At 64.2% G+C, this 20,426-nt stretch carries 22 protein-coding genes; 5 read left to right on the plus strand and 17 right to left on the minus strand.

The genetic code is table 11. The features are described 5' to 3' along the window. Positions 1-19 precede the first annotated feature (19 nt). The 7 genes from N0K08_RS18360 to flgB all read right to left on the minus strand — a co-directional run bounded on the left by N0K08_RS18360 (position 20) and on the right by flgB (position 5,282). Positions 20-730, minus strand: coding sequence for a flagellar basal body L-ring protein FlgH (locus N0K08_RS18360; protein WP_261501841.1), 711 nt, complete (start codon positions 728-730; stop codon positions 20-22). A 7-nt stretch (positions 731-737) separates the two neighbouring features. Beyond that, positions 738-1,520, minus strand: a complete 783-nt coding sequence (gene flgG / locus N0K08_RS18365; RefSeq protein WP_261501842.1) for a flagellar basal-body rod protein FlgG — start codon at positions 1,518-1,520, stop codon at positions 738-740. Positions 1,521-1,640: 120 nt separating this feature from the next. Next, on the minus strand, positions 1,641-2,378 hold the full coding sequence (flgF, locus tag N0K08_RS18370) for a flagellar basal-body rod protein FlgF (protein ID WP_261501843.1): 738 nt from the start codon (positions 2,376-2,378) through the stop codon (positions 1,641-1,643). 28 nt (positions 2,379-2,406) lie between these two features. Further along, entirely contained in the window at positions 2,407-3,657 is a 1,251-nt protein-coding gene (gene flgE / locus N0K08_RS18375; RefSeq protein ID WP_261501844.1) for a flagellar hook protein FlgE, read from the minus strand. A gap of 60 nt (positions 3,658-3,717) precedes the next feature. After that, complete coding sequence (locus tag N0K08_RS18380) at positions 3,718-4,398, minus strand: flagellar hook assembly protein FlgD (RefSeq protein WP_261501845.1); 681 nt, start codon at positions 4,396-4,398, stop codon at positions 3,718-3,720. A gap of 18 nt (positions 4,399-4,416) precedes the next feature. Further along, on the minus strand, positions 4,417-4,821 hold the full coding sequence (gene flgC, locus N0K08_RS18385; protein WP_261501846.1) for a flagellar basal body rod protein FlgC: 405 nt from the start codon (positions 4,819-4,821) through the stop codon (positions 4,417-4,419). A gap of 47 nt (positions 4,822-4,868) precedes the next feature. Beyond that, the gene (gene flgB / locus N0K08_RS18390; protein ID WP_261501847.1) at positions 4,869-5,282 is read right to left on the minus strand and encodes a flagellar basal body rod protein FlgB; all 414 of its coding nucleotides are present in this window, start codon (positions 5,280-5,282) and stop codon (positions 4,869-4,871) included. A gap of 288 nt (positions 5,283-5,570) precedes the next feature. On the opposite strand from flgB, the gene flgA reads away from it, so the two are divergent. From flgA to N0K08_RS18405, 3 genes are all read left to right on the plus strand, one after another. Continuing rightward, positions 5,571-6,305: a flagellar basal body P-ring formation chaperone FlgA gene (gene flgA / locus N0K08_RS18395; RefSeq protein WP_408642977.1), complete on the plus strand. Its 735-nt coding sequence runs from the start codon at positions 5,571-5,573 to the stop codon at positions 6,303-6,305. 95 nt (positions 6,306-6,400) lie between these two features. Continuing rightward, positions 6,401-6,727, plus strand: a complete 327-nt coding sequence (flgM, locus tag N0K08_RS18400; RefSeq protein ID WP_261501848.1) for a flagellar biosynthesis anti-sigma factor FlgM — start codon at positions 6,401-6,403, stop codon at positions 6,725-6,727. 37 nt (positions 6,728-6,764) lie between these two features. Then, positions 6,765-7,136: a hypothetical protein gene (locus N0K08_RS18405; RefSeq protein ID WP_261501849.1), complete on the plus strand. Its 372-nt coding sequence runs from the start codon at positions 6,765-6,767 to the stop codon at positions 7,134-7,136. Positions 7,137-7,221: 85 nt separating this feature from the next. On the opposite strand, the gene N0K08_RS18410 is transcribed toward N0K08_RS18405, so the two are convergent. The 9 genes from N0K08_RS18410 to motA form a co-directional block, all read right to left on the minus strand. Beyond that, entirely contained in the window at positions 7,222-7,935 is a 714-nt protein-coding gene (locus tag N0K08_RS18410; protein WP_261501850.1) for an RNA polymerase sigma factor FliA, read from the minus strand. 5 nt (positions 7,936-7,940) lie between these two features. Next, positions 7,941-8,693, minus strand: a complete 753-nt coding sequence (locus tag N0K08_RS18415; protein WP_261501851.1) for a hypothetical protein — start codon at positions 8,691-8,693, stop codon at positions 7,941-7,943. Continuing rightward, positions 8,686-10,209 (minus strand): flagellar biosynthesis protein FlhF, encoded by a 1,524-nt coding sequence (gene flhF / locus N0K08_RS18420; RefSeq protein WP_261501852.1) that lies wholly within the window; start codon positions 10,207-10,209, stop codon positions 8,686-8,688. The genes N0K08_RS18415 and flhF overlap by 8 nt, the downstream gene beginning before the upstream one ends. Then, entirely contained in the window at positions 10,206-12,302 is a 2,097-nt protein-coding gene (gene flhA, locus N0K08_RS18425; protein ID WP_261501853.1) for a flagellar biosynthesis protein FlhA, read from the minus strand. The genes flhF and flhA overlap by 4 nt, the downstream gene beginning before the upstream one ends. Continuing rightward, positions 12,299-13,453: an EscU/YscU/HrcU family type III secretion system export apparatus switch protein gene (locus tag N0K08_RS18430; RefSeq protein WP_261501854.1), complete on the minus strand. Its 1,155-nt coding sequence runs from the start codon at positions 13,451-13,453 to the stop codon at positions 12,299-12,301. Before N0K08_RS18430 ends, flhA begins: the two co-directional genes overlap by 4 nt. Positions 13,454-13,729: 276 nt before the next feature. Next, positions 13,730-14,353 (minus strand): protein phosphatase CheZ, encoded by a 624-nt coding sequence (locus N0K08_RS18435; RefSeq protein ID WP_261501855.1) that lies wholly within the window; start codon positions 14,351-14,353, stop codon positions 13,730-13,732. A gap of 4 nt (positions 14,354-14,357) precedes the next feature. Then, positions 14,358-14,744, minus strand: coding sequence for a chemotaxis response regulator CheY (gene cheY, locus N0K08_RS18440; RefSeq protein ID WP_261501856.1), 387 nt, complete (start codon positions 14,742-14,744; stop codon positions 14,358-14,360). A gap of 81 nt (positions 14,745-14,825) precedes the next feature. Next, entirely contained in the window at positions 14,826-15,803 is a 978-nt protein-coding gene (motB, locus tag N0K08_RS18445) for a flagellar motor protein MotB (protein WP_261501857.1), read from the minus strand. 36 nt (positions 15,804-15,839) lie between these two features. Next, positions 15,840-16,700: a flagellar motor stator protein MotA gene (gene motA, locus N0K08_RS18450; RefSeq protein ID WP_261501858.1), complete on the minus strand. Its 861-nt coding sequence runs from the start codon at positions 16,698-16,700 to the stop codon at positions 15,840-15,842. 349 nt (positions 16,701-17,049) lie between these two features. On the opposite strand from motA, the gene N0K08_RS18455 reads away from it, so the two are divergent. Then, positions 17,050-18,486, plus strand: coding sequence for a flagellin N-terminal helical domain-containing protein (locus N0K08_RS18455; protein WP_261501859.1), 1,437 nt, complete (start codon positions 17,050-17,052; stop codon positions 18,484-18,486). A gap of 41 nt (positions 18,487-18,527) precedes the next feature. Here N0K08_RS18455 and N0K08_RS18460 read toward each other — a convergent pair whose 3' ends face one another. Continuing rightward, complete coding sequence (locus N0K08_RS18460) at positions 18,528-18,764, minus strand: hypothetical protein (RefSeq protein WP_261501860.1); 237 nt, start codon at positions 18,762-18,764, stop codon at positions 18,528-18,530. 23 nt (positions 18,765-18,787) lie between these two features. Here N0K08_RS18460 and N0K08_RS18465 point away from each other — a divergent pair, with 23 nt between their 5' ends. Then, complete coding sequence (locus N0K08_RS18465) at positions 18,788-20,341, plus strand: flagellin N-terminal helical domain-containing protein (protein ID WP_261501861.1); 1,554 nt, start codon at positions 18,788-18,790, stop codon at positions 20,339-20,341. Positions 20,342-20,426 lie beyond the last annotated feature (85 nt).

Below are 20,426 nucleotides of genomic sequence, written 5' to 3' on the forward strand. Positions count from 1 at the left end.
CTGTCCATTCTCGGAAAAATCAGAACGGCATAACGTTCAAAAAGAAGCGTGACAACCAGCCAATTGACTGGGCTTCGGCCTGTTGGCCGCGTCCGCGCGACTCCACGCGCACATTCGCCACCTGGGTGGAGCTGACCAGACTGCCCGGCTGGAGGTTGCGCGGATCGACGGTGCCCGAGAAGCGCAGCACATCCACGTTGTGGTTCACGCCGATCTGCTTTTCACCCGTGACGACCAGGTGGCCGTTGGGCAGCACCTCGACCACGGTGGTGGTGATGGAGCCGGTGAAAGTGTTGCTGTTGGCGGTCTCGCCAGCGCCGGAAAAGGCGTTGGTGCTGCCCGCGCCGATCTTGGAGCGGGCGATGATGTTCGCGGCGGTGGAACCCTTGAGCAGCGGCAGACTGGTGATGCCGGCCTTGAGTTCGTTGTCGCGGTCCACGCTGGAAGAGGACTTTTGCGTGGCCGTGACGCGTTCGACGATTTGCACCGTCACCATGTCGCCGACCAGGCGCGCGCGCTGGTCTTCGAAGGCCGGCCGGTAGCGCGACGCGTGGAACAGGCCGCCCGAAGGCACGGTAGGCGCGGCGGCGGCGACACTGGGCCGGGGCGCCGGTGTGGGCAGGATGTCCACGGGCGGCGGCGGATTGAGCGTGGCGCAGCCGCCGAGCGCCAAGGCCACGAGGCTGCCGCCGAGGCGCGGCAGCAAAAGGAGGGCAGGGCGTGGAGTCATGACAGGCTTACAGTTGGGCCAGCTTGGCCAGCATCTGGTCCGAAGTCTGGATGGCCTTGGAGTTCATTTCGTAGGCGCGCTGGGTCTGGATCATGGTCACCAGCTCCTGCACCACGTTGACGTTCGAGCCTTCGAGGTAGCCTTGCTGGATGCTGCCCAGGCCGTTGGTGCCGGGCGTGCCCTGCTGGGGCTGGCCCGAGGCGGCGGTCTCGACGTACAGGTTCTGGCCGCGCGGCTCCAGACCGGCCGGGTTGATGAAGCTCGCCATGCCCAGATTGCCCACGGCCTGGGGGGTGGCGTTGCCGGGCATCAGGGCGCTCACCACGCCGTCGGCGCTGATGCTGACGCTGGTGGAGCCCACGGGAAGGGTGATGCCGTTGGCCACGGGCAGACCGCTGGAAGTGACCAGGCGGCCCTGTGCGTCGACCTGGAAGGAGCCGTCACGCGTATAGGCCGTGGTGCCATCGGGCTGGGTGACTTCGAAGAAGCCGTTGCCGTTGATGGCCACGTCCAGCGAGTTGTTCGATTGCTGCAGGGCGCCCTGCAGAAAATTGCGGCTGGTGGCCACGGCGCGCACGCCCAGGCCCAGGTGCAGGCCGGTGGGCAGCTGGTTTTCTTCCGTGGTCTGGGAGCCGACCTGACGCAGGTTCTGATAGATCAAGTCTTCGAACACCGCGTTCGCGCGCTTGTAGCCCGTCGTCGAGACGTTGGCCAGATTGTGCGAGATGACGTCCAGCTGGGTCTGCTGGGCTTCCATGCCGGTCTTGGAGATGAAAAGCGAATTGATCATGGCAAATTCTTTCTAGGTGATCCAAGGTGCTCGCGCACCCATCAAGCACTCAAACTGGCATGCCCCAACATGGAGACGCCTAGCAAGGGCCGCCGCGTCGTCCCCTCGGGGGACGCGGCGTCAGTTCATGCTGAGCAGTTGCGCGGCTGTCTTGTCGTTGGTTTCCGCGGTCTGCATCAGGCGCATCTGCGTTTCGAACTGGCGCGAGGCGGCGATCATGCCGACCATGCTTTCGACTGCATTGACGTTCGAGCCTTCGATGGAGCCCGACAGCAGGCGCGCGTTGGGATCGGCCGGCAGCGGATCGCCGTTGGCGGCGCGAAACAGACCGTCGTCGCCGCGGCGCAGCGGGTTCTCGGCATCGGGCGTGGCCAGCTTGACGCGGCCGGCCGCCATGGCGGGCTGGTCGGCGAGCTTGGCGGTGATCGTGCCGTCGGCACCCAGGGAGATTTCCGCCCCCACGGGGACGTCGATGGGCGTGCCGCCGTCCGACAGCACGGGCAGGCCGGTGCTGGTCAGCAGTGCGCCCGTGGACGAGACTTCGAACGCGCCGCTGCGCGTATAGGATTCAATGCCGTCGAGGCCTTGCACGCCAAACCAGGCGTTGCCCATGGCCATGGCGTCGAGCGAGCGCCCGGTGCGCTGGGCCGGGCCGGCGGTGTCCAGGTGGCCCGACGTGGCTTCGAGTGCAAACACCCGCGTCGACGAACCGCTGCCCTGCAGGGGCACGGAGCGGAACGTGGACATTTCGGCGCGAAAGCCGTTGGTGCTGGTGTTCGCCAGGTTGTTGGACAGCACCGCCTGCCGATGGGCGGCGGCGTTGGCGCCGGTCATGGCGGTGTAAATGATGCGGTCCATGGCGGAACTCCTTCACTAACGGATGGGATCAGCGCAGATTGACCAGGGTCGAGAAGACCTGGTCTTGCGTCTTGATGGTCTGGGCGTTGGCCTGATAGGAGCGCTGGGCGCTCATCATGTTGACCAGCTCGGCCGTGAGGTCGACGTTGGAGCTTTCCAGCGCGCCCGATTGCAGTGCGCCGAAGCTGCCGCTCTTGGCGGTGCCCAGCACTGGCGGGCCCGAGTCGGCCGTGGCCACCCAGTTGTTGCTGCCGATGGAGGACAGGCCCTGGGTGTTGCCGAACTTGGCCAGCGCCACCTGGCTTTCGGCGCGCGTCACGCCGTTGGAGTACGAGGCCATGACCGTGCCGTCGCCGCTGATGTTGATGCCCGTGAGTTCGCCCGCGGCATAGCCGTCCTGGTTCAGCTTGGAGACGGCGAACGAGCTGCCGAACTGGGTCACGCCGCTCAGGTCCAGGGTCAGGTTCAGGTCGGACACCGGGTTGGCGCCGCCGGTGTTCGGGTTGGGCAGGTCGGCGGCGGCGACGGTCATGTTCAGCGGGCTGCCCGAAGTCAGCTTGCCGCTGGCGTCGAAGGTCAGCGTGCCGATGCTGGGCGCGGCGGGGTCCAGCGAGTTGAAGACGTTCCAGGTGTTGCCCGCGCCCTTCTCGAAGTACATCGTCACCGGTGTGGGCAGGCCCTGGCTGTCATAGACTTCCAGCGACGTGCCGTAGGTGGCGCGCGGCGTGGCGGCGACCGGTGGCGTGGCGTTCGGATCGCCGGCGGCGGGCTGGGCGCGCGCGTCCAGGTTCAGCGCGGCCAGGATCTTGGACGTGGCCTTGGCGGGAATCGGCTGGCCGGTGGGGTATTTGAGCGCCTGCAGCGTCGTGCTGTCGGTCTTGCCGGTCGCGGGGTCGATGGGGTAGCCCATGACGTTGGCGCCATCGACGGTGACCAGGCTGCCGGCCTTGTCGAGCTGGAAGTTGCCCGAGCGGGTATAGGCGGCGGTGCCGTCGGGCAGGGAGACGCGGAAAAAGCCGTCACCATTGATGGCCAGGTCCAGGCTGTTGCCGGTGCTGTTGATCGGGCCCTGGGTGAACTGCTGCGAGATCGCGCCCACGCTCACGCCTATGCCCGTGGTCGAGCCGCTGGAGGCGCCGATGGCGCTGGCCACCATCTCGGCAAAGTCGGTGCGCGAGGACTTGAATCCGGTGGTGCCGGAGTTGGCGATGTTGTGGCCGATGACGTCCAGGTTCTTGCTGGCGGCGTTGAGGCCGGACAGGCCTTGTTGGAATCCCATGTGTTTTCTCCTGCGGCGCGGGCTGTGCGCGTATCTATAAGGGGTGGAAAGCGGCAGGTCTTAGAAGACGGCCTTGACCTTGTTGTAATCCAGGCTCTCGCCGTTCTCCAGCTCCAGCGTCAAGCCGCTGCTGGAGGTGCTGGTGGCGACCACCATGTTGGGCGACAGCGTGGTGCTGGCCACCTTGGCCGTGCCGTTGACGGCTTCGACCTGGAAGCGCATGCCGCTCAGACTGTGCGGATCAACACCGGGGGCCCCTGCGTAGGTGCTCGAGTCCCAGGCAAAGTAATGCCGGCCCGCATCGAGCGAGCCCAGCTTGACGGTGTCGACGACCTTGCCGGAAGCGTCAATGATCTTGACCTGCACATCGCCGGCCGAACCTTCGAGGTCGAAGGCCGCGGTGCTGATCTTCTCCACCGGTGCGCCCATGCGATCGCCCGCGGACAGCACCGTGCGGCCGATCATCGAAGTGCCCTGCAGCACCTGCATGGAGGTGAACTGCGAGGACATCGCTTCCATCGTGCTGTTGAGCTGGTTGATGCCCACCACGGTGTTGATCTGCGCCATCTGCGAGGTCATCTGCGCGTTGTCCATGGGATTCATCGGATCCTGATGGGCGAGCTGGGCCACCAGCAGCGTGAGAAAGCGGTCCTGCGCGGCCGCCGGGTCGGTGGAAGGGTCGGCTTTGGGCGAAGCGCCGGCGCCCTTGGTCTGGGTATTGCCCGTAACGTTGTTGATCATGGGGAAGGTCCTGAGGGCTTACTGGCCCATTTGCAAAGTCTTGAGCAGCAGCGACTTGGCGGTGTTCATGACTTCGACGTTGTTCTGGTAGGAGCGCGAGGCCGAGATCATGTTGACCATCTCGTCGACTGCGCTCACGTTGGAATGGGTCACATAGCCCTGGGCGTCGGCCAAGGGGTGGTTGGGATCGAGCACGCGCCGGCCTGGCGCTTCGTTTTCGTTGATCGAGCTGACGCGCACGCCCGACGAGCCGTCGCCGCCCATGGGCGTGGTCTGGAACACCACCTGGCGCGCCTTGAAGGCCTTGCCGTCGGGGCCGGCCACGGCGTCGACGTTGGCCAGGTTGCTGGCCACCACGTTGAGGCGCTGCGATTGGGCGCTGATGGCGCTGCCGGAGACGCTGAAAATGGAGAACATGGACATGGTCTAAGGCCCTTTGGTGTCTGTGGGGTGGTCGGTGCGGCGGATGCTCACTGGCCTTGAATGGCGCTGAGCATGCCCTTGGCCTGGCCGTTGATGAAGCGCAGCGTGGCTTCGTAGCGCACGGAGTTGTCCACGAAGTTGGCGCGTTCACGGTCCAGATCGACGGTGTTGTTGTCCAGGCTGGGCTGGGATTGCACCGAGTAGCCCAGGCCTACGGTGCTGTGCCCGCTTTGCACTGGGGGCAGCGGCATATGGCCGCTGTGGCTGACGCTGGCACCCGCGAGCGGGTTGGCGCCGCCTCCGGTGGCCGCGCGCAGCGCTTGCGAAAAGTTGAAGTCGCGCGCCACATAGCCCGGAGTGTCCGCATTGGCAATATTGCTGGCAATGGCACGCTGGCGTTCGGCACGCAGTACCAAGGCAGTGCTGTGGAAATCCAGGCGGCTGGTCATTTTGTCGAGCATGTGGGCCTCGCGCTTGTGGCTTCTGGGAAAAGGGGGCCCCGCCGAAGCGGAGTCAGAAAGGCGCAATGCAGGACGCACTGCGACAGGCCCTGATTATGGAAATCGCCCCGGTTTTCTAAAGCGTGAAGAACACATGGATTGCTGCGCAGTTTCATGCTTTGCGCGCCGGGCAAACGTCTACAGTCTGGACATAGCAAAGTTGCCCATACCGCCATGACCGCACACCTGCGGCACCGCGGCGTGACTTTCTGAACTGAGGATTCGACCGTGAAACACAGCCCTAGGCCCTTGAGCCCCCCCGTCTTCGCAGGCAGCCGCCGGCGTGGCTGGGTAGGCGCTGCGCTGCTGGGCCTCGGTGGCTGGCTGGCGGCCGGCACGGTCCAGGCGCAAAGCAGCGCCGAACTCGAAGCCATGTCGCTGCGCTGGGCCCAGGCGGCGCTGCGCAGCGCCGAGGCGGCCGACCTGCCCTTGCGCATGGAAGTGCAGATCGGTCAGATCGACTCCCGTCTCAAGCTGGCCGCCTGCGCCAAGGTCGAGACCTATCTGCCCGCGGGCTCGCGCCTGTGGGGTCGTACCCGTCTGGGCTTGCGCTGCGTGCAGGGTCCGTCGCCCTGGAATGTGTTCTTGCCGCTCACGGTGCAGGCCTTTGGCCCGGCCTGGGTGCTGGCCACCAATGTGCGCCAGGGAGAGGCGCTGACGGCCGACGATGCCACGGTGTCCGAAGTGGACTGGGCCGAGCAGGTGTCGCCCGTGGTCGCCCGTCAGCAGGCCTGGGTAGGCCAGGAAGCGGCGCGCCATCTGCAGGCCGGCCAGGTCCTGCGCCAGAATATGTTGCGTCCGCCCCAGCTGTTTGCCATGGGCGCGCAGGTCAAGGTTTCGGTGTCGGGCGGCGGGTTTTCCGTCGTGTCCTCGGGCCGGGCCATGGCCGCGGGCGCGGAAGGCGCCAATGTACGCGTGCGCATGGATAATGGCCGACTGGTTTCGGGCATCGTCAACGCCGAAGGGGTGGTGGAAGTGCCGTAATCGTCACTTTTTCCCAAGAAATTGCTAAAGTTTCTATCCCGTGTGTCGAAAGCAGTGTTATCGAGCCTCAGGCAAATGGGGTGGTGGAGAAACAAATGAAGATTGGTCAAAAACCGGAACTGCCCGCTGCCGCGGCTGCAGCAGCCAAGCAGGCCGCCAGGACTACCGGTCCGGCGGCTGAAGAAGCATCCAAAGGCGCACAGGTGGCGACTTCGTCCGCCGGCGTGTCCTTTTCTCATTCGGCCAAGGCGCTCGACTCCGCGGGCCGGACCGCGACCGACTTCGACGCCGACCGCGTCAAGGCCATGCGTGACGCCATCGCCAAGGGTACGTTCAGCGTGAACGCCGAAGCGATCGCCGACAAGCTGCTGACCAATACCGGCGAAATCCTGGCCCATTCCATGATCGCCCGCGCCGCCTGACGCGGCGCGACAGGTTTTCTCGTTTTCCTCCCCTGCCATGCAACTGTCAGATTCCCTCGCCCAGGCCGAAGCCGCCGTGCAAGCCTTGACGGCGGCGCTGGCCGGCAACGATGCCGATGTGCTTGAAGCGAGCAGCACGGGCTTGCGCGATGCCTTCATGTCGCTGGCCGTACTGAGCCAGCAGCACAGCCGCAGCGGCCGGCCGCTCGAAGCCGGGCTGCAGCAGCGCATAGACAGCGTCGGCGGCCAGCTCGGTCCGCTGCGCGAGCAACTGGCCCGGGCCAACGCCATGACGGGACAACAGGTCGCGGCCCTGCTGCCGTCCCAGTCCGCATCCCCGACCTATGAAGCCCTGGCCGGCCGCCCGGCCCGCCAAAGCCCCGCACGCATCTACCGCAGCGAAGGCTGATCCTCTCTCATTTGCCAAAAAAAAGCGCAGCTTCAGGCTGCGCTTTTTTTGTGGCTGGCCGATGCACCAGCCGCTCAGGGGGATTTCAGTGCGCCCGCATTTTTGTGCGCAGCCGTGCAATTGCCTGGCTGTGCAACTGGCAGACGCGCGACTCGGTCACGCCGAGCACGGCGGCGATTTCCTTGAGGTTCATGTCGTGTTCGTAGTACATGCCCATGATGTACTGCTCGCGCTCGGGCAGGACCTTGATGGCTTCGACCAGGGCGCCGCGCAGGCGCTGGTCGCGCAGCAAGGCCATGGGGTCGGCGCTGCTGTCGGCCACATGCCGGTCGAGAAAACCGTCGCTGTCCTCGCCGGGCGCGATATCTTCCAGGTAGACCAGCTGGGTGCCGCGCACCTTGCCGAGCAAGGACTGGTACTCGGCCAGCGGCATGCCCAGCTCGACGGCGATTTCCGATTCCAGCGGGCTGCGACCCAGCGTCTGCTCGAGCCGGCGCAGGGCCTGCTCGATGTCTTTCTGGCTTTTGCGCGAGCTGCGCGACATCCAGTCGCCTTCACGCAATTCGTCGAGCATGGCGCCGCGTATGCGTTGGGAGGCAAAAGTCTCGAACTGCACGCCTTGCGCGGCTTCGAAACGCGTCAAGGCATCGGCCAGGCCGATCATGCCGACCTGGATGAGATCGTCGAGCTCCACGTTGGGGGGCAGCTTGGCGATCATGTGGTGCGCTATGCGCCTAACCAGTGGGACGTGCTGACGGATCAGATCGTTCCGTTCAAGCTGGCCTTTCGCGGTGTACATGGCGATCATTGGCTCCAGGCAAGAGAAGAGGGTGGGGACGCGGGCAACAACGCGGCCGGCGCGAGGCGGACCGAGTGCGCGAGCAACTGCAGTGCCAGGCGGCGCATGTCGGGAGCCTGGCTGGGGTCGGCGCGGGTGCACAGCGGCTGCATGCGCAGATGGCGCTGCGCGCACTGCGCCAGCGAAGCCAGTTGCGCATCGGCATGGCGGCGCGCGAAAGTCTCGTGCGCTTGCGTGGACGAGGCCACGATGCAGGACAGGCCGGCGTGCAAGGCCAGGTGCTTGACCTGGCGGTAGCTGCGCACCATGCCGCGGGGCTGCATGTCCAGCGGCAGCAGCGGGCGCATGGCCCGGCCTTGCAGCAGGGGTGCGAGTTGTTCCACGGGCGCGTGAATGATCACCACCGCATAGCGGCGGGCATAGGGGTGCAGTTGTTCCAGGCTGGCCAGCTGGCGCAGCCCGTGGGCGGCGGGCAGGGCGGCGACCGAGGCCTGTGCCGGGCGTGGGCCCATTCCCGCGGCCTGCCAGGCCGGTTCCGCGAGCAGGTCGCGCAAGCCTGGAGCCGCGGCGGCTTCCACCTGGCTGGCGTCCAGCACCAGCACCGGATAGCCGAGCTGCTGCAGTTGCGCGCTCAGCGGCCACAACAGCTCCGTGCCCGGCGCCGTGGCCGAGTGGGCGATGGCGCAGACCTGGATGTCCTGCAAGGCCGTGCCGGCCTGCAGGCCGCAGGCCTGGTGCCAGCCCGAAGCGTCAAGCATGCTCGAACTCCATGTCGGAGTGGGCGTGGCCGGACTGCGTGAAGAAGAAGTCCAGTTCGATGACCTTGGGGTCGAAGGCCGAAGGGTTGGTGGCGCGCATGGATGCGGCGACCAGTTGGCTGGCATCGGCCGCTTCCCAGTCTTCGGGAACGCGCTGGCCGTTGGTCACGCCGCGCAGTTGCATCTGGTGGCGCACCAGGGTGTCGATCGACGGGCCCAGTTTCACGGCTTCGTCCACCTTGGACAGGATGACCTGCTGGCAGCCGTCGGCCTTGAAGGCGTTGAGCACTTCGTCGTTGGAGTCTCCCTGGCTGCTCGCATTGAGCACCAGCAGGCGCTGTATGCCGGGCAAGTCCAGCACTTCCAGGATGTCGTCCTTGCGCGGGTCGCGTGGAGCGACACCGGTGGTGTCGATCAGCACCATTTTCTTGTTGGCCAGCAGACCCAGCAGATCCTGCAGGGCGGCGCGGTCGTGTGCCTGGTGGGCGACGATGCCCAGCATGCGGCCATAGGCGCGCAGCTGTTCATGGGCGCCTATGCGGTAGGTGTCCAGCGTGATCAGTCCGACCTGGCCCGGGCCGTGGATGCGCGCGCACATCGCCGCCAGCTTGGCGGTGGTGGTGGTCTTGCCCACGCCGGTCGCGCCGACCAGGGCGAAGATGCCGCCTTCTTCGTAGATCGGTGCGGATTGGGCATCGGTGCGCAGGTTGCGCTCGAGAATGTTCATCAGCCAGTGCACGGACTGGGCTGGCGAGAACTGGGCCGGCAGGTTTTCCAGCAGCTTGCGCGACAGGGCCGGGGAGTAACCGGCGCGGATCAGCTTGAGCATCAGGTTCGACTGCAGCGGGCTCTGGCGCGTCTGGCCCAGCCAGGCCAGCGTGTTGAACTTGTCCTCGATCAGCGCCTTCATCGACTGGATTTCTTCCATCATGACCTGCGGTGCGGGAGCTGCCGCGGCCTGTGGGCGAGCGACGGGCTTGACAGGCGATGGGCGCGAGCCGGCCGAGAGGCCGCGCAACGGGTTGTGGCGCGGCACGCTGGCGGCGGGCAGCGGTGGTGCTTCACGGCGCAGCTCGTCGAGCTGGCGTGCGCGCTGCGCGAAAGTCGGCAGCTGCGCTTGCATGGGTTCGGCTTCGGGTGCCGGCGTGCTCTCGCCGTGCAGGCTTTCATGGCGGCGGCGCAGCATGCGCTCGCGCACATAGTCCTGGAAGGACAGCGTGCTCATGGCCAGCTGGGCGGCGTCGTCTTCCACGCTCTGGCGGATGGCCGACGGGGCGCTGGCGGCTGCCGGGGCGCGGGTTTCGTCAGCCGCGCGCTTTTCCAGTGCAGCCTGCAGGGGCGAGCTGGTGGCGGCGCCCGCATCGAGCTGCTCCAGCGTGTCTTCGGCCGTGGCCATGACTTCCACGCCGTCGGGCGTGGTGCGGTTCGACAGGATCAAGGTGCCATCGCCGAAGGCCATGCGCGCCTTGGCCAGGGCCTCGCGGGAGGTGGGGGCGGTAAAGCGGCGGATGTTCATGCGGATGCACCTTTAAGAATGGGGCCAATGCGGATGGTGTGCGTCTCGGGGATCTCGCTGTGGGAGAGCACCTGCAGCCGCGGTGCCACGCGCTTCAACAGGCGGGCAATGGCGTTTCGGATGGAGTCGGGAACCAGCAAACATGCAGGCATGCCCAACTCTTCTTGTTTCTGGGCCACGTCGGCGGCCTTTTGCGTGAGGATTTCGGCCACGCCAGGGTCCAGGGACGGCGCGGCCGGGTTGCCCAGCGCCTGCACCAGCAGACGCTCCAGGCTGGGCTCGATGGCGATGACATTGAGTTCGCGGGTCGGGCCGTAAATCTGCTGGACGATGGCCGGCGACAGCGCAATGCGCACGCGGCGGGCCAGTTCCACCGGATCCTGGGTGGCGGGGGCGTATTCGGCCAGGGTCTCGACGATGGTGCGGATGTCGCGGATATGCACCGCATCCTCCAGCAACAGCTGGAGCACTTTCTGGAAGGTAGAGATCGACACCATTTTCGGAACCACTTCTTCAATCAGCTTGGGAGCCTGGCGTGCCACGTGTTCCACGAGCTGCTGGGTCTCCGTGCGGCTCAGGAGTTTGGCCGCATGCACTTGCATCAAGTGTGACAAATGCGTGGCCATCACGGTTTCGGAATCAACGACGGTAAAACCCGCCATTTGTGCCGCTTCCTTCTGGCGTTCGTCGATCCAGTGGGCCGGCAGGCCGAAGGCCGGGTCGGTCGTCGGGGTGCCGATCAGCGGCGTGCTGATGCCGCCCGGATTGATCGCCAGGAACATGCCGGGGAAGGCTTCGCCTTCGGCGATGCTCACGCCGCGCAGAGTGACGCGGTAGGCGCTGGGCTTGAGTTCCAGGTTGTCGCGCACATGCACGGCCGGTGGCAGAAAGCCCACCTCCTGCGCAAACTTGCGGCGTACGCCCTTGATGCGGGTCAGCAGATCGCCCTGGCGCTTCTTGTCGACCAGTGCGATCAGGCGGTAGCCCAGCTCCAGGCCCAGCAGGTCCACGGGCTGCAAATCATCCCAGCTGGCTTCGCCGTCGGCGGAAGGCGCCTGCTGCGCTGCCGGCACCACGTTCTTGGCGTCGCGCGCGGCCTGCTGCTTGCGTGCCAGCACCCAGGAGCCATAGATCAGTGCGCCGCCCATGCTCAGGAAAACGACGTGGGGCATGCTGGGAATCAGGCCCAGCAGGGTCAGCACGCCGCCGGTCACGGCCAGCACGCGCGGCGACATGAACAGCTGGTCCACGATCTGCTTGCCCATGTCCTGGTCCTTGCCCACGCGCGAAACCACCATGGCCGCGGCCACCGAGATCAGCAGGCCGGGAATCTGCGCCACCAGCGCATCGCCCACGGCCAGCAAAATGTAGCTGTCGGCCGCTTGCCCGGCCGACAGGCCGTGCTGGGCCATGCCGATGATGAAGCCACCGACGATGCTGATCACCAGAATCAAGATGCCGGCCACGGCGTCGCCGCGCACGAATTTCGAGGCGCCGTCCATGGAGCCGAAGAAATTGGCTTCTTCGCCGACTTCGGCGCGCCGGCGCTTGGCCTCGTCCTCGTTGATCAGGCCGGCGTTCAGATCGGCGTCCACGGCCATCTGCTTGCCGGGCATCGCATCCAGGGTGAAGCGCGCCGAAACTTCGGCGATGCGCTCCGCACCCTTGGTCACCACCACGAAGTTGATCACCACCAGGATGGCGAACACGATCAGGCCGACGGCGAAGTTGCCGCCGATCAGGAAGTGGCCGAAGGCCTCGATCACCGCGCCGGCCGCGCCCGGGCCGGTATGGCCTTCGAGCAGCACCACCCGCGTCGACGCCACGTTGAGCGACAGGCGCATCAGCGTGGTGAGCAGCAGCACCGAGGGAAAAGCCGCAAAGTCCAGCGGCCGCACCATATAGGCCGCGACCATCATCACCATCAGCGCCACTGCGATGTTGAGCGTGAAGAAGGTGTCGAGCAGCCAGGGCGGGATGGGCAGCACCATCAACGCCAGAATGGCGATCACCAGCAACGGGGCCGACATGCCCTGGAGGGCAGAGCTGTGCGTGCGGCCCCAGAGCTTCAGGGATTGCATGGAAGAGTTCATGGAGCACTGCCTTGAGGAGCTGTCCGCTGGTGCGGGTCGAGTTCAGGGGGGACCGGGGGCTCGTCGAGCGCTTCCGGCATCTGGCCTTCGCCGCGCATGGCGGCCTTGAGGCGATAGACATAGGCCAGCACCTGGGCGACGGCGGTGTACAGCGCCGCGGGGATCGCCCGGTCGAGTTCGGCGTGCGCATACAGGGCGCGCGCCAGCATGGGCGACTGCAGCACCGGGATGTCGTGTGCCGTGGCGATTTCGCGGATCTTCTGCGCCAGCAGATCGGTGCCCTTGGCAATCACCTGGGGCGCGTCCATCGTGGCTTCGTCGTAGCGCAGGGCCACGGCGTAGTGGGTCGGGTTCATGACCACGAAGTCGGCCTGGGGTACGGCCTTGATGCTGGCGCCGTTGGCCATTTCGCGTTGTTTCTGGCGCAGCTTGCCCTTGATTTCGGGGTTGCCGTCCGATTCCTTGTGCTCCTGCTTGACCTCCTGGTGGGTCATCTTCAGGCGCGACTTGAACAGGAAGTTCTGCAGCGGCACGTCGATCAAGGCCACCAGCATCACCACCAGCAGCAGCAATGTCACGCCGCCGGTGAGCCAGTCGCCGACCATGGCCAGCGCCATGGGCGAAGGCTGGCTGATCACGCGTGCCATGTCTTCCAGGCCGCTGGCCAGGTACTTCCAGCCGACGAAGGACAGCACGATGGTCATGAAGACCATCTTCACCACCGTGACCATCTGCTGCTTGGAGAAAAGATTGGAAATGCCCGACAGCGGGTTGAGTCGCTTGAACTGGGGCATCACCGGCTTGAAACTGAAAATCCAGCCGCCGGCCAGGATGCCGCTGATCAGCGCGGCCGAAATCGTGGCCAGCGCAAACACCACGCAGGCGACCAGGCCGATCCAGCCCATCTGCATCAGGCGATCGAGCATCATCGCCGGCGTCTTGGCGACCTGGGCGTCAAACGTGAACTGCTGGCTGATGGCCAGCTGCATGTGCGTGATCAGCGGCTGGGCGCCGACCACCATGGCGGCTGCTCCCGTGCCCAGAATGGCCAGGTGCGACAGGTCGCGCGAGCGCGCACCTTGCCCGTCCTGGCGCGTCTTTTGCAACTTGCGCTCGGTGGCGGGGAGATTTTTGTCTTGGCTGGAGTCCATGGCGGATGTGACTGAATGTCACCGCCATTGTCGCCACGGCCTGTTTTCGCTAAAGGCCGAAAAGCAGCCGCGAAAGCCTGCTGTTGGGATGAATCACCCCCTGAGCCGCTTCGCCGGATGGCCGGCCCCCGCTTCCCCCTCTCATCCTGCGGTGGAGGGGGGCGCCCGGCTAGGGACGGCACCATCGCTGCGGGGCGGCCCTTGCTCGGTGCCCCCATGCTGGGGCGCGCCAGTTGCTTGGGCTGCGGGCGGAGCGAGCGCTCAGCCCTGAAAACCCTAGAAGCCCAAACTTGCCAGCAGATCGTCGACCTGCGACTGCGAAGTCACCACATCCGGCGTGCGGCTGGCGTCGACCACGGGGCCGGCCAGAACTTCCGCCGGCTTGGGCGCGATCGTCACCGCAGGAACCGCGCCGCCTGGTGGAGCCGTCTGGATCAGCATCTGCACCAGCTGTTCTTCCAGGTTGGCGGCCAGGTTCACCACGCGCGCAATCACCTGGCCCGTGAGATCGTGAAAATCCTGGGCCATCATGATTTCGGTCAGGTGTTCGTCGGCCTTTTGGGTGACGTCTTCCATGTCCGTGAGGAAATTCATGATGTCGCCCTTGGCCACGGCGGCAACCGGGTCCTTGATCAGGGCGGCGACCATGCGCCGGGTTTCATCGGCGATGTAGGCCTGCTGGGCCTTGGCCTGCTCGACGCGGCCCAGCACCTTGTCGGCGGCCTCGCCTGTCAGTCGGGCAATATAGGACAGGCGGCTTTGGGCATCCGGCAGCTCGTCCATGGAGCCGCGCAGCTGGTCGGCAAAGCCCAGTTCATTGAGTGAATCGTGCAGCTGACGGGTCAGCACACCAATCTTGTAGTGCAGTTCACTGGATTCGGCTGGTGTGTTGTCGTCCATGGTTTTACAGCCCCATCTTCTTCAAGATCAGGTTGACTTTTTCCTCCAGGGTCGCCTTGGTGAAAGGCTTGACGATATAGCCCGCTGCGCCGTTTTGCGCAGCCGCCACAATATCTTCCTTGCGGGCCTCGGCAGTCACCATCAGCACGGGGAGATGCTTGAGCTTCTCGTCCTGCTTGATTTCTGTGAGCAGCTGGAAGCCGTTCATGTTCGGCATGTTGATGTCGGTCACCACAAAGTCGAACTTGCTGTTGCGCAGCTTGTGCAGCGCAACCACGCCGTCTTCCGCCTCATCAGCCTCGGGAAAACCGCTTTCCTTGAGCAGATTGCGCACAATGCGGCGCATGGTGGAGAAGTCGTCAACGATCAAAAAACGCAAGGCATTAGCCACGTGAGACCCTTTCGGTCGTAATGTGCTTCGGAAATAAAGACATATTCGGCAGCCAGCGCGAAAACTTGAGGCTACTGCGCGTTATGGGGTGGATTGTCGTGCTTTTCCGCCGTTGTCAGTGGCGCTGGGCTGCTGTGGGGGAGGATTGTCGTGCTTTTCCGCCGGTGTCAGGGATGGAGGGCTGCTGCGGGACTGTTTGCCCAGCAGCCGCTCTTCGGCTTCCCTTGTCAGCACGGTGATGGTAATGCGCCGATTTTGCGGTGCACGGGGATTGTCGGAGTCCAGCAGGTCGCTGGCCGCCACGCCGACCACGCGCGCCAGCTTGTCGGCCGGCATGCCGGCGGCAATCAGTTCGCGGCGCGACGCATTGGCCCGGTCGCCGGACAGCTCCCAGTTGCTGTAGCCACGGTCGCCATTGCCATAAGGCGCGGCGTCGGTGTGGCCGGACAGGCTGATGCGGTTCTCGGCTCCGCCCAGCGCCGCGCCCACTTCACGCAGGATGTCCTGCATATAGGGTTTGACGATGGCGCTGCCGCTGTCGAACATGGGGCGGTTGTGCTCGTCCACGATCTGGATCTGCAAGCCGTCGGGCGTCACATCGATGCGGATCTGGGAGCGGTATTCGTTGAGCTTGGGATTGCCCGAGATCATGCTGTCGACCTTGGCCTGCAGCGACTTGATGCGCGTCGCGTCCTGGCGGGCGCGTTCGGCCTTGGCCGCGTCCAGGCTTTGCTTGCGGTCGGAGGTTTCGTTCGATTCCGAGCGCTGCACCTGGCCGTGGACCTTGGACAGGTCGTTGCCGCCGCCGGGGATGATGCTGGAGCTGTTGCCCGAGCCGTCGCCGCCCTGCATGGCCACCTTGAGGGGCGCATTGAAATAGTTGGCAATGCCTTGCAGATCGCCCTTGGACGTGGAGCCCAGCAGCCACATCAACAGGAAAAACGCCATCATCGCCGTCATGAAGTCGGCGTAGGCGATCTTCCAGGCACCGCCATGCGCGGCATGGTGGACCTTCTTGATGCGCTTGACGATGATGGGTTGGAGTTTCTTGTCAGCCATGGTGCTGCTTATGACGGTGAGCTGGCGGGGGCCGGCTTACTTCTTGCCCTTGACATGGTTTTCGAGTTCCAGGAAGCCTGGGCGCTCGGTCGAGAACAGTACCTTGCGGCCGAATTCGATGGCCGTCGCCGGGTTGTAGCCCTGCATGCTGGCCAGCAGCGTGGTCTTGATGCACTGGAATTCCTTGGCGGCGTCGAACGTGCGCTGCTCGATCAGGCCGGCAATCGGCTCGACCACGGCGTAAGCCAGCAAAATCCCCAGGAAGGTGCCGACCAGCGCCGAGCCGATCATGGCGCCGAGCACGGCGGGCGGCTGGCCCACCGATCCCATGGTGTTCACCACGCCCAGCACGGCCGCCACAATCCCGAACGCGGGCAGGGCGCCGGCCATCTTGCCCAAAGCGGCCACAGGGGCATGCGCTTCCTGGTGGTGGGTCTCGATTTCGCTTTCCATCAGCGCTTCGATCTCATGGGCGTTGAGGTTGCCCGAGACCATCATGCGCAGGTAGTCGGTGAGGAACTCCATGACATGCGCATCGGCGAGCACATTCGGGTATTTGGCAAAGATGGGCGATTCCTGCGGCGCTTCCACGTCGGATTCGACGGCCATCAGGCCTTCCTTGCGTGCTTTTTGCAGAATTTCGTAGAGCAGCGCCATCAATTCGAGAAAGCGCTCCTTGTTGTATTTGGAGCCTTTGAGTGCGGCGGGCAGCGCGCGCATCGTCGCCTTGATCACCTTGGGCTGGTTCGAAACGATGAACGCCCCGAGCGCAGCTCCCCCAATAGTGAGCATTTCAAATGGCAAGGCCGTAGCGACCACACCGATATTGCCGCCGTGTAGTACGTAGGTGCCGAAGACACACGCAAAGGCGATGATGAAACCAAGGATGACAAGCATGGAGCGATTGTCTGTGTCCGCGCCGAAAGCGTTGGCGGGAAAAGCTGGGTGATTGCGGCGTTGATCGGCATTTGTGCCGACTGCAGGCCCCGTGCTTCCAGCCATCTGTAGGACCCAAGCGCTGCTTTCTGTAAAAAAATGTGCAGCCAGCCCTAAAGTTTGTTCGCCACCCATCCGATAACCAAAGCAACAGGGAAGTTGAAGCCCTGTGCCGAGCAAGTCGCCAACTAACACAACCTTCCGTTGAGTGGCTTGCACGAATTGGGCTGCCGCCGCCGCCCGCCTTGGGAGTTATCCCAAAGGACCGATCAGGCGGCGGGCGTTTTGATTTGACTTAGGAGCTTTCACCATGGCCATGACCATCAACACCAACATCCAGTCGCTCAATGCACAGCGTAACCTGGGTGCATCGCAAAGCTCGCTGTCGACCTCGATGCAGCGCATCTCGTCGGGCATGCGCATCAACAGCGCCAAGGACGATGCCGCCGGCTTGGCCATCGCCGAGCGCATGACTTCCCAAATCCGTGGCTTGGGTCAGGCTCAGCGCAATGCCAACGACGGCGTGTCGCTGATGCAGACCGCTGAAGGCGCGTTGGGCACCATTGGCAACAACCTGCAGCGCATCCGTGAATTGGCGGTGCAGTCGTCCAACGCGACGAACAGCTCCACTGATCGTGCGGCTCTGCAAAAAGAAGTCACGCAGCTGACGGAGGAAATCGATCGCGTTGCCAAGACGACTGAGTTCAACGGCACCAAGCTTTTGGACAATAGCTTCAACGCCCAAAAATTCCAGGTGGGTGCAAACGCCGGCGAAAGCATCACCGTCAATGCCATCGCAGATGCCCGCACAAGCTCGTTGGGTTCCTATCGCGGGGTCGATACTGGCGCTCTGGCTGTTGCAACTAGCACCGCAGACGCCAGCGCCGCAGCCGCAGCAAAAACGATCGTTGTCGGCGGCTCCTCGTATAACCTGGGAACCATTGGCAACGATGCCAAAGTGATTGCGAGTGCGATCAACGCGCAAAATATCCCGGGCATGAAGGCAACTGCCAGCGAGACTGTCGTGGCGTCGGCTGCAACTGCAGTGACTACTACAACTGCAGGTACGGCGTCGTTCGTTCTGAATGGTACGACCATCAATGTGAGTGCGACCACCAATGGAGCGACGAATCGTGCAAATGCAATGGCAGAAATCAACAAGGTTTCTGCTTCCACAGGTGTCCGCGCTGAAGACGACGGCACTGGCTTGAAGCTGTTGGCCGCGGACGGACGGAACGTTGACGTAAGCGCTGTTACGGTTGGTACGGCAGTGGCGACGACGATTGCTGACTTTGGTCTGGCGGTTGGAACAACTTCCGGCAAGCTGAGCGTTGCATACGATGCGCCTGACGCAGTGTCCGGAACGGTGGCCTTCACCGGTTTTGCCGCAACCAGTGGTTTCACTGCGGCGAAAGCGATCAGCTCGATTGGCACTTCTGTTGCTGCTGTGGATATTTCTACTGCGGCCGGCGCCGATGTGGCGATCAAGTCGATGGATGCCGCTTTGAAAAAGGTGAGCTCGGCTCGCGCCGACCTGGGTGCTATCCAGAACCGCTTCGAATCCGTGGTCTCCAACCTGAGCGTGAACAGCGAAAACTTGTCGGCTTCCAAGAGCCGCATCATGGACGCTGACTTCGCTTCGGAAACCGCCAACCTGAGCCGCTCGCAGATCCTGCAGCAAGCCGGTACGGCCATGGTGGCCCAGGCCAACCAGCTGCCCCAGGGCGTGCTGTCCCTGCTGCGCTGATCGCTCTTGCGGTGCCTGCCTTGGTGCAGGCACCTGGGCCTTCATTTCAAACCCGGCTTCGGCCGGGTTTTTGCTTTTTGGCGGATGAAAAAGAGGAATTGGGGGTGGGGCAGAAGGTGAATTGGCGGGCTTTTGCCGCTTTTTTCCTGGCTATGGGCGATGGCGCTTGCGAGAACAATTGTTACATCCGGGCGGCGGCTGCTTAGTGCTGTATCGCTCGAATGAAACGCCAGTGCGTAGTGCTGGCATTGCAACAGCTTTCGCAGTGCCGGGAGCATGGCTTTAAACAGGAGCGTTCACCATGGCAGCCATCATCAATACGAATCTTCAGTCCCTCAACGCACAGCGAAACCTTTCGTCTTCGCAAAGTTCGTTGGCCACTTCGATGCAACGCCTGTCCTCGGGCATGCGCATCAACAGCGCCAAGGACGATGCCGCAGGCCTCGCCATTTCCGAGCGCATGAGCACCCAGGTCCGCGGCCTGACGGTGGCTGCACGCAATGCCAACGACGGCATCTCGCTGGCGCAGACCGCTGAAGGCGCGCTGGGCTCGGTGGGCAACAACCTGCAGCGCATCCGCGAACTGGCGGTGCAGGCGCGCAATGCGACCAACTCGTCCGAAGACCGCGCTGCGCTGAATGCCGAAGTGCAGCAGCTCAAGGCTGAAGTGACTCGCATCTCCCAGCAGACCAGCTTCAACGGTACCAAGCTGCTCGACGGCTCGTTCACCGACATGGCTTTCCAGGTGGGCGCGAACGCCGGCCAGACCATCGACATCAAGAGCATTGCGAATGCGAATGTGGAAGCCCTGGGTACATGGGACAGCGTGCCAGTGCCGTCCAAGCTGATGGGCGCCTCCGTTGTGGGGGGGGCGACGCCAGTGGTCGTGCCTGGTACCAGTACTTTTGCGCTGGCTGCTCCTACACCAGCGGCAGGGCCAACATCTACGTATCCCGCGGTGACGGTCGCTGTCAACGGGACCAACGTTGCTATAGGCCCCATTTCAAACGCGACCGACAGCGGTGCGCGCACGGCTTTCCTGGCGGCACTGCAAGCCGCAATGCCTACAGACGTCACACTCAGCTTGAATGGCAGCGGGAACATCGTGGCGTCCAATGGGACAACCACCAATGTTTCTATTGTGCCGACTGGCGCTCCTATGGACGCAGCGTCCCTGACGGCCGTGGCCGGCCAGAACGTTTCGACTGGCGGTATGGCTGCTGCAGCGCTGACCGTCAATGGCGTGACTTTTAGCCTGCCCGTTGAGGCAAGTGCCTCCAATCGGGTCAATGACTTGGTCTCTCAGATCAATGGTGCGACTTATGTGGCACCCAACTCCAAAGTGACGGCTTCCATTGTCAATGGTGGCCTGGTTTTGACGGCTGCAGACGGCAATATCAGCGTGGCCGGGGCGGCGCCGACAGCGGCTGCGGACAAATTGCTGGAGGCCACAGGCCTGACGGCTGGCAATACCATTGCAGGCGATACGAACTTCATCCAGAGCTCGCGTACCTTCGAATCGGCCCAGAAGGGCGTGCAAGGCTTCGAAAACCTGACCGTGCTCGACGCCGAATCCGCTGACAATGCCATCCTGGCCATGGACGCCGCACTGACCGCAGTCAACGGCGCGCGTGCCAACCTCGGTGCCGTGCAAAGCCGCTTCGAAACCACGATCTCGAACCTGAGCGTGACGACGGAAAACCTGTCGTCTGCCCGCAGCCGCATCATGGACGCCGACTTCGCCATGGAAACCGCCAACCTGAGCCGCTCGCAGATTCTGCAGCAGGCCGGCACGGCCATGGTGGCCCAGGCCAATCAATTGCCCCAGCAGGTTCTGAAGCTGCTGCAAGGCTAAGACAAAGAGCAGCCCTGAAAAGGGCTCAAGTTGCGACTTGCGCTGCCGATAGACAGGCAGGCACAGTGCGCGGTGATGGGGCGGC

Origin of the sequence: Acidovorax bellezanensis (assembly GCF_025421555.1) — a bacterium.
Lineage (GTDB): Bacteria > Pseudomonadota > Gammaproteobacteria > Burkholderiales > Burkholderiaceae_C > Comamonas > Comamonas bellezanensis.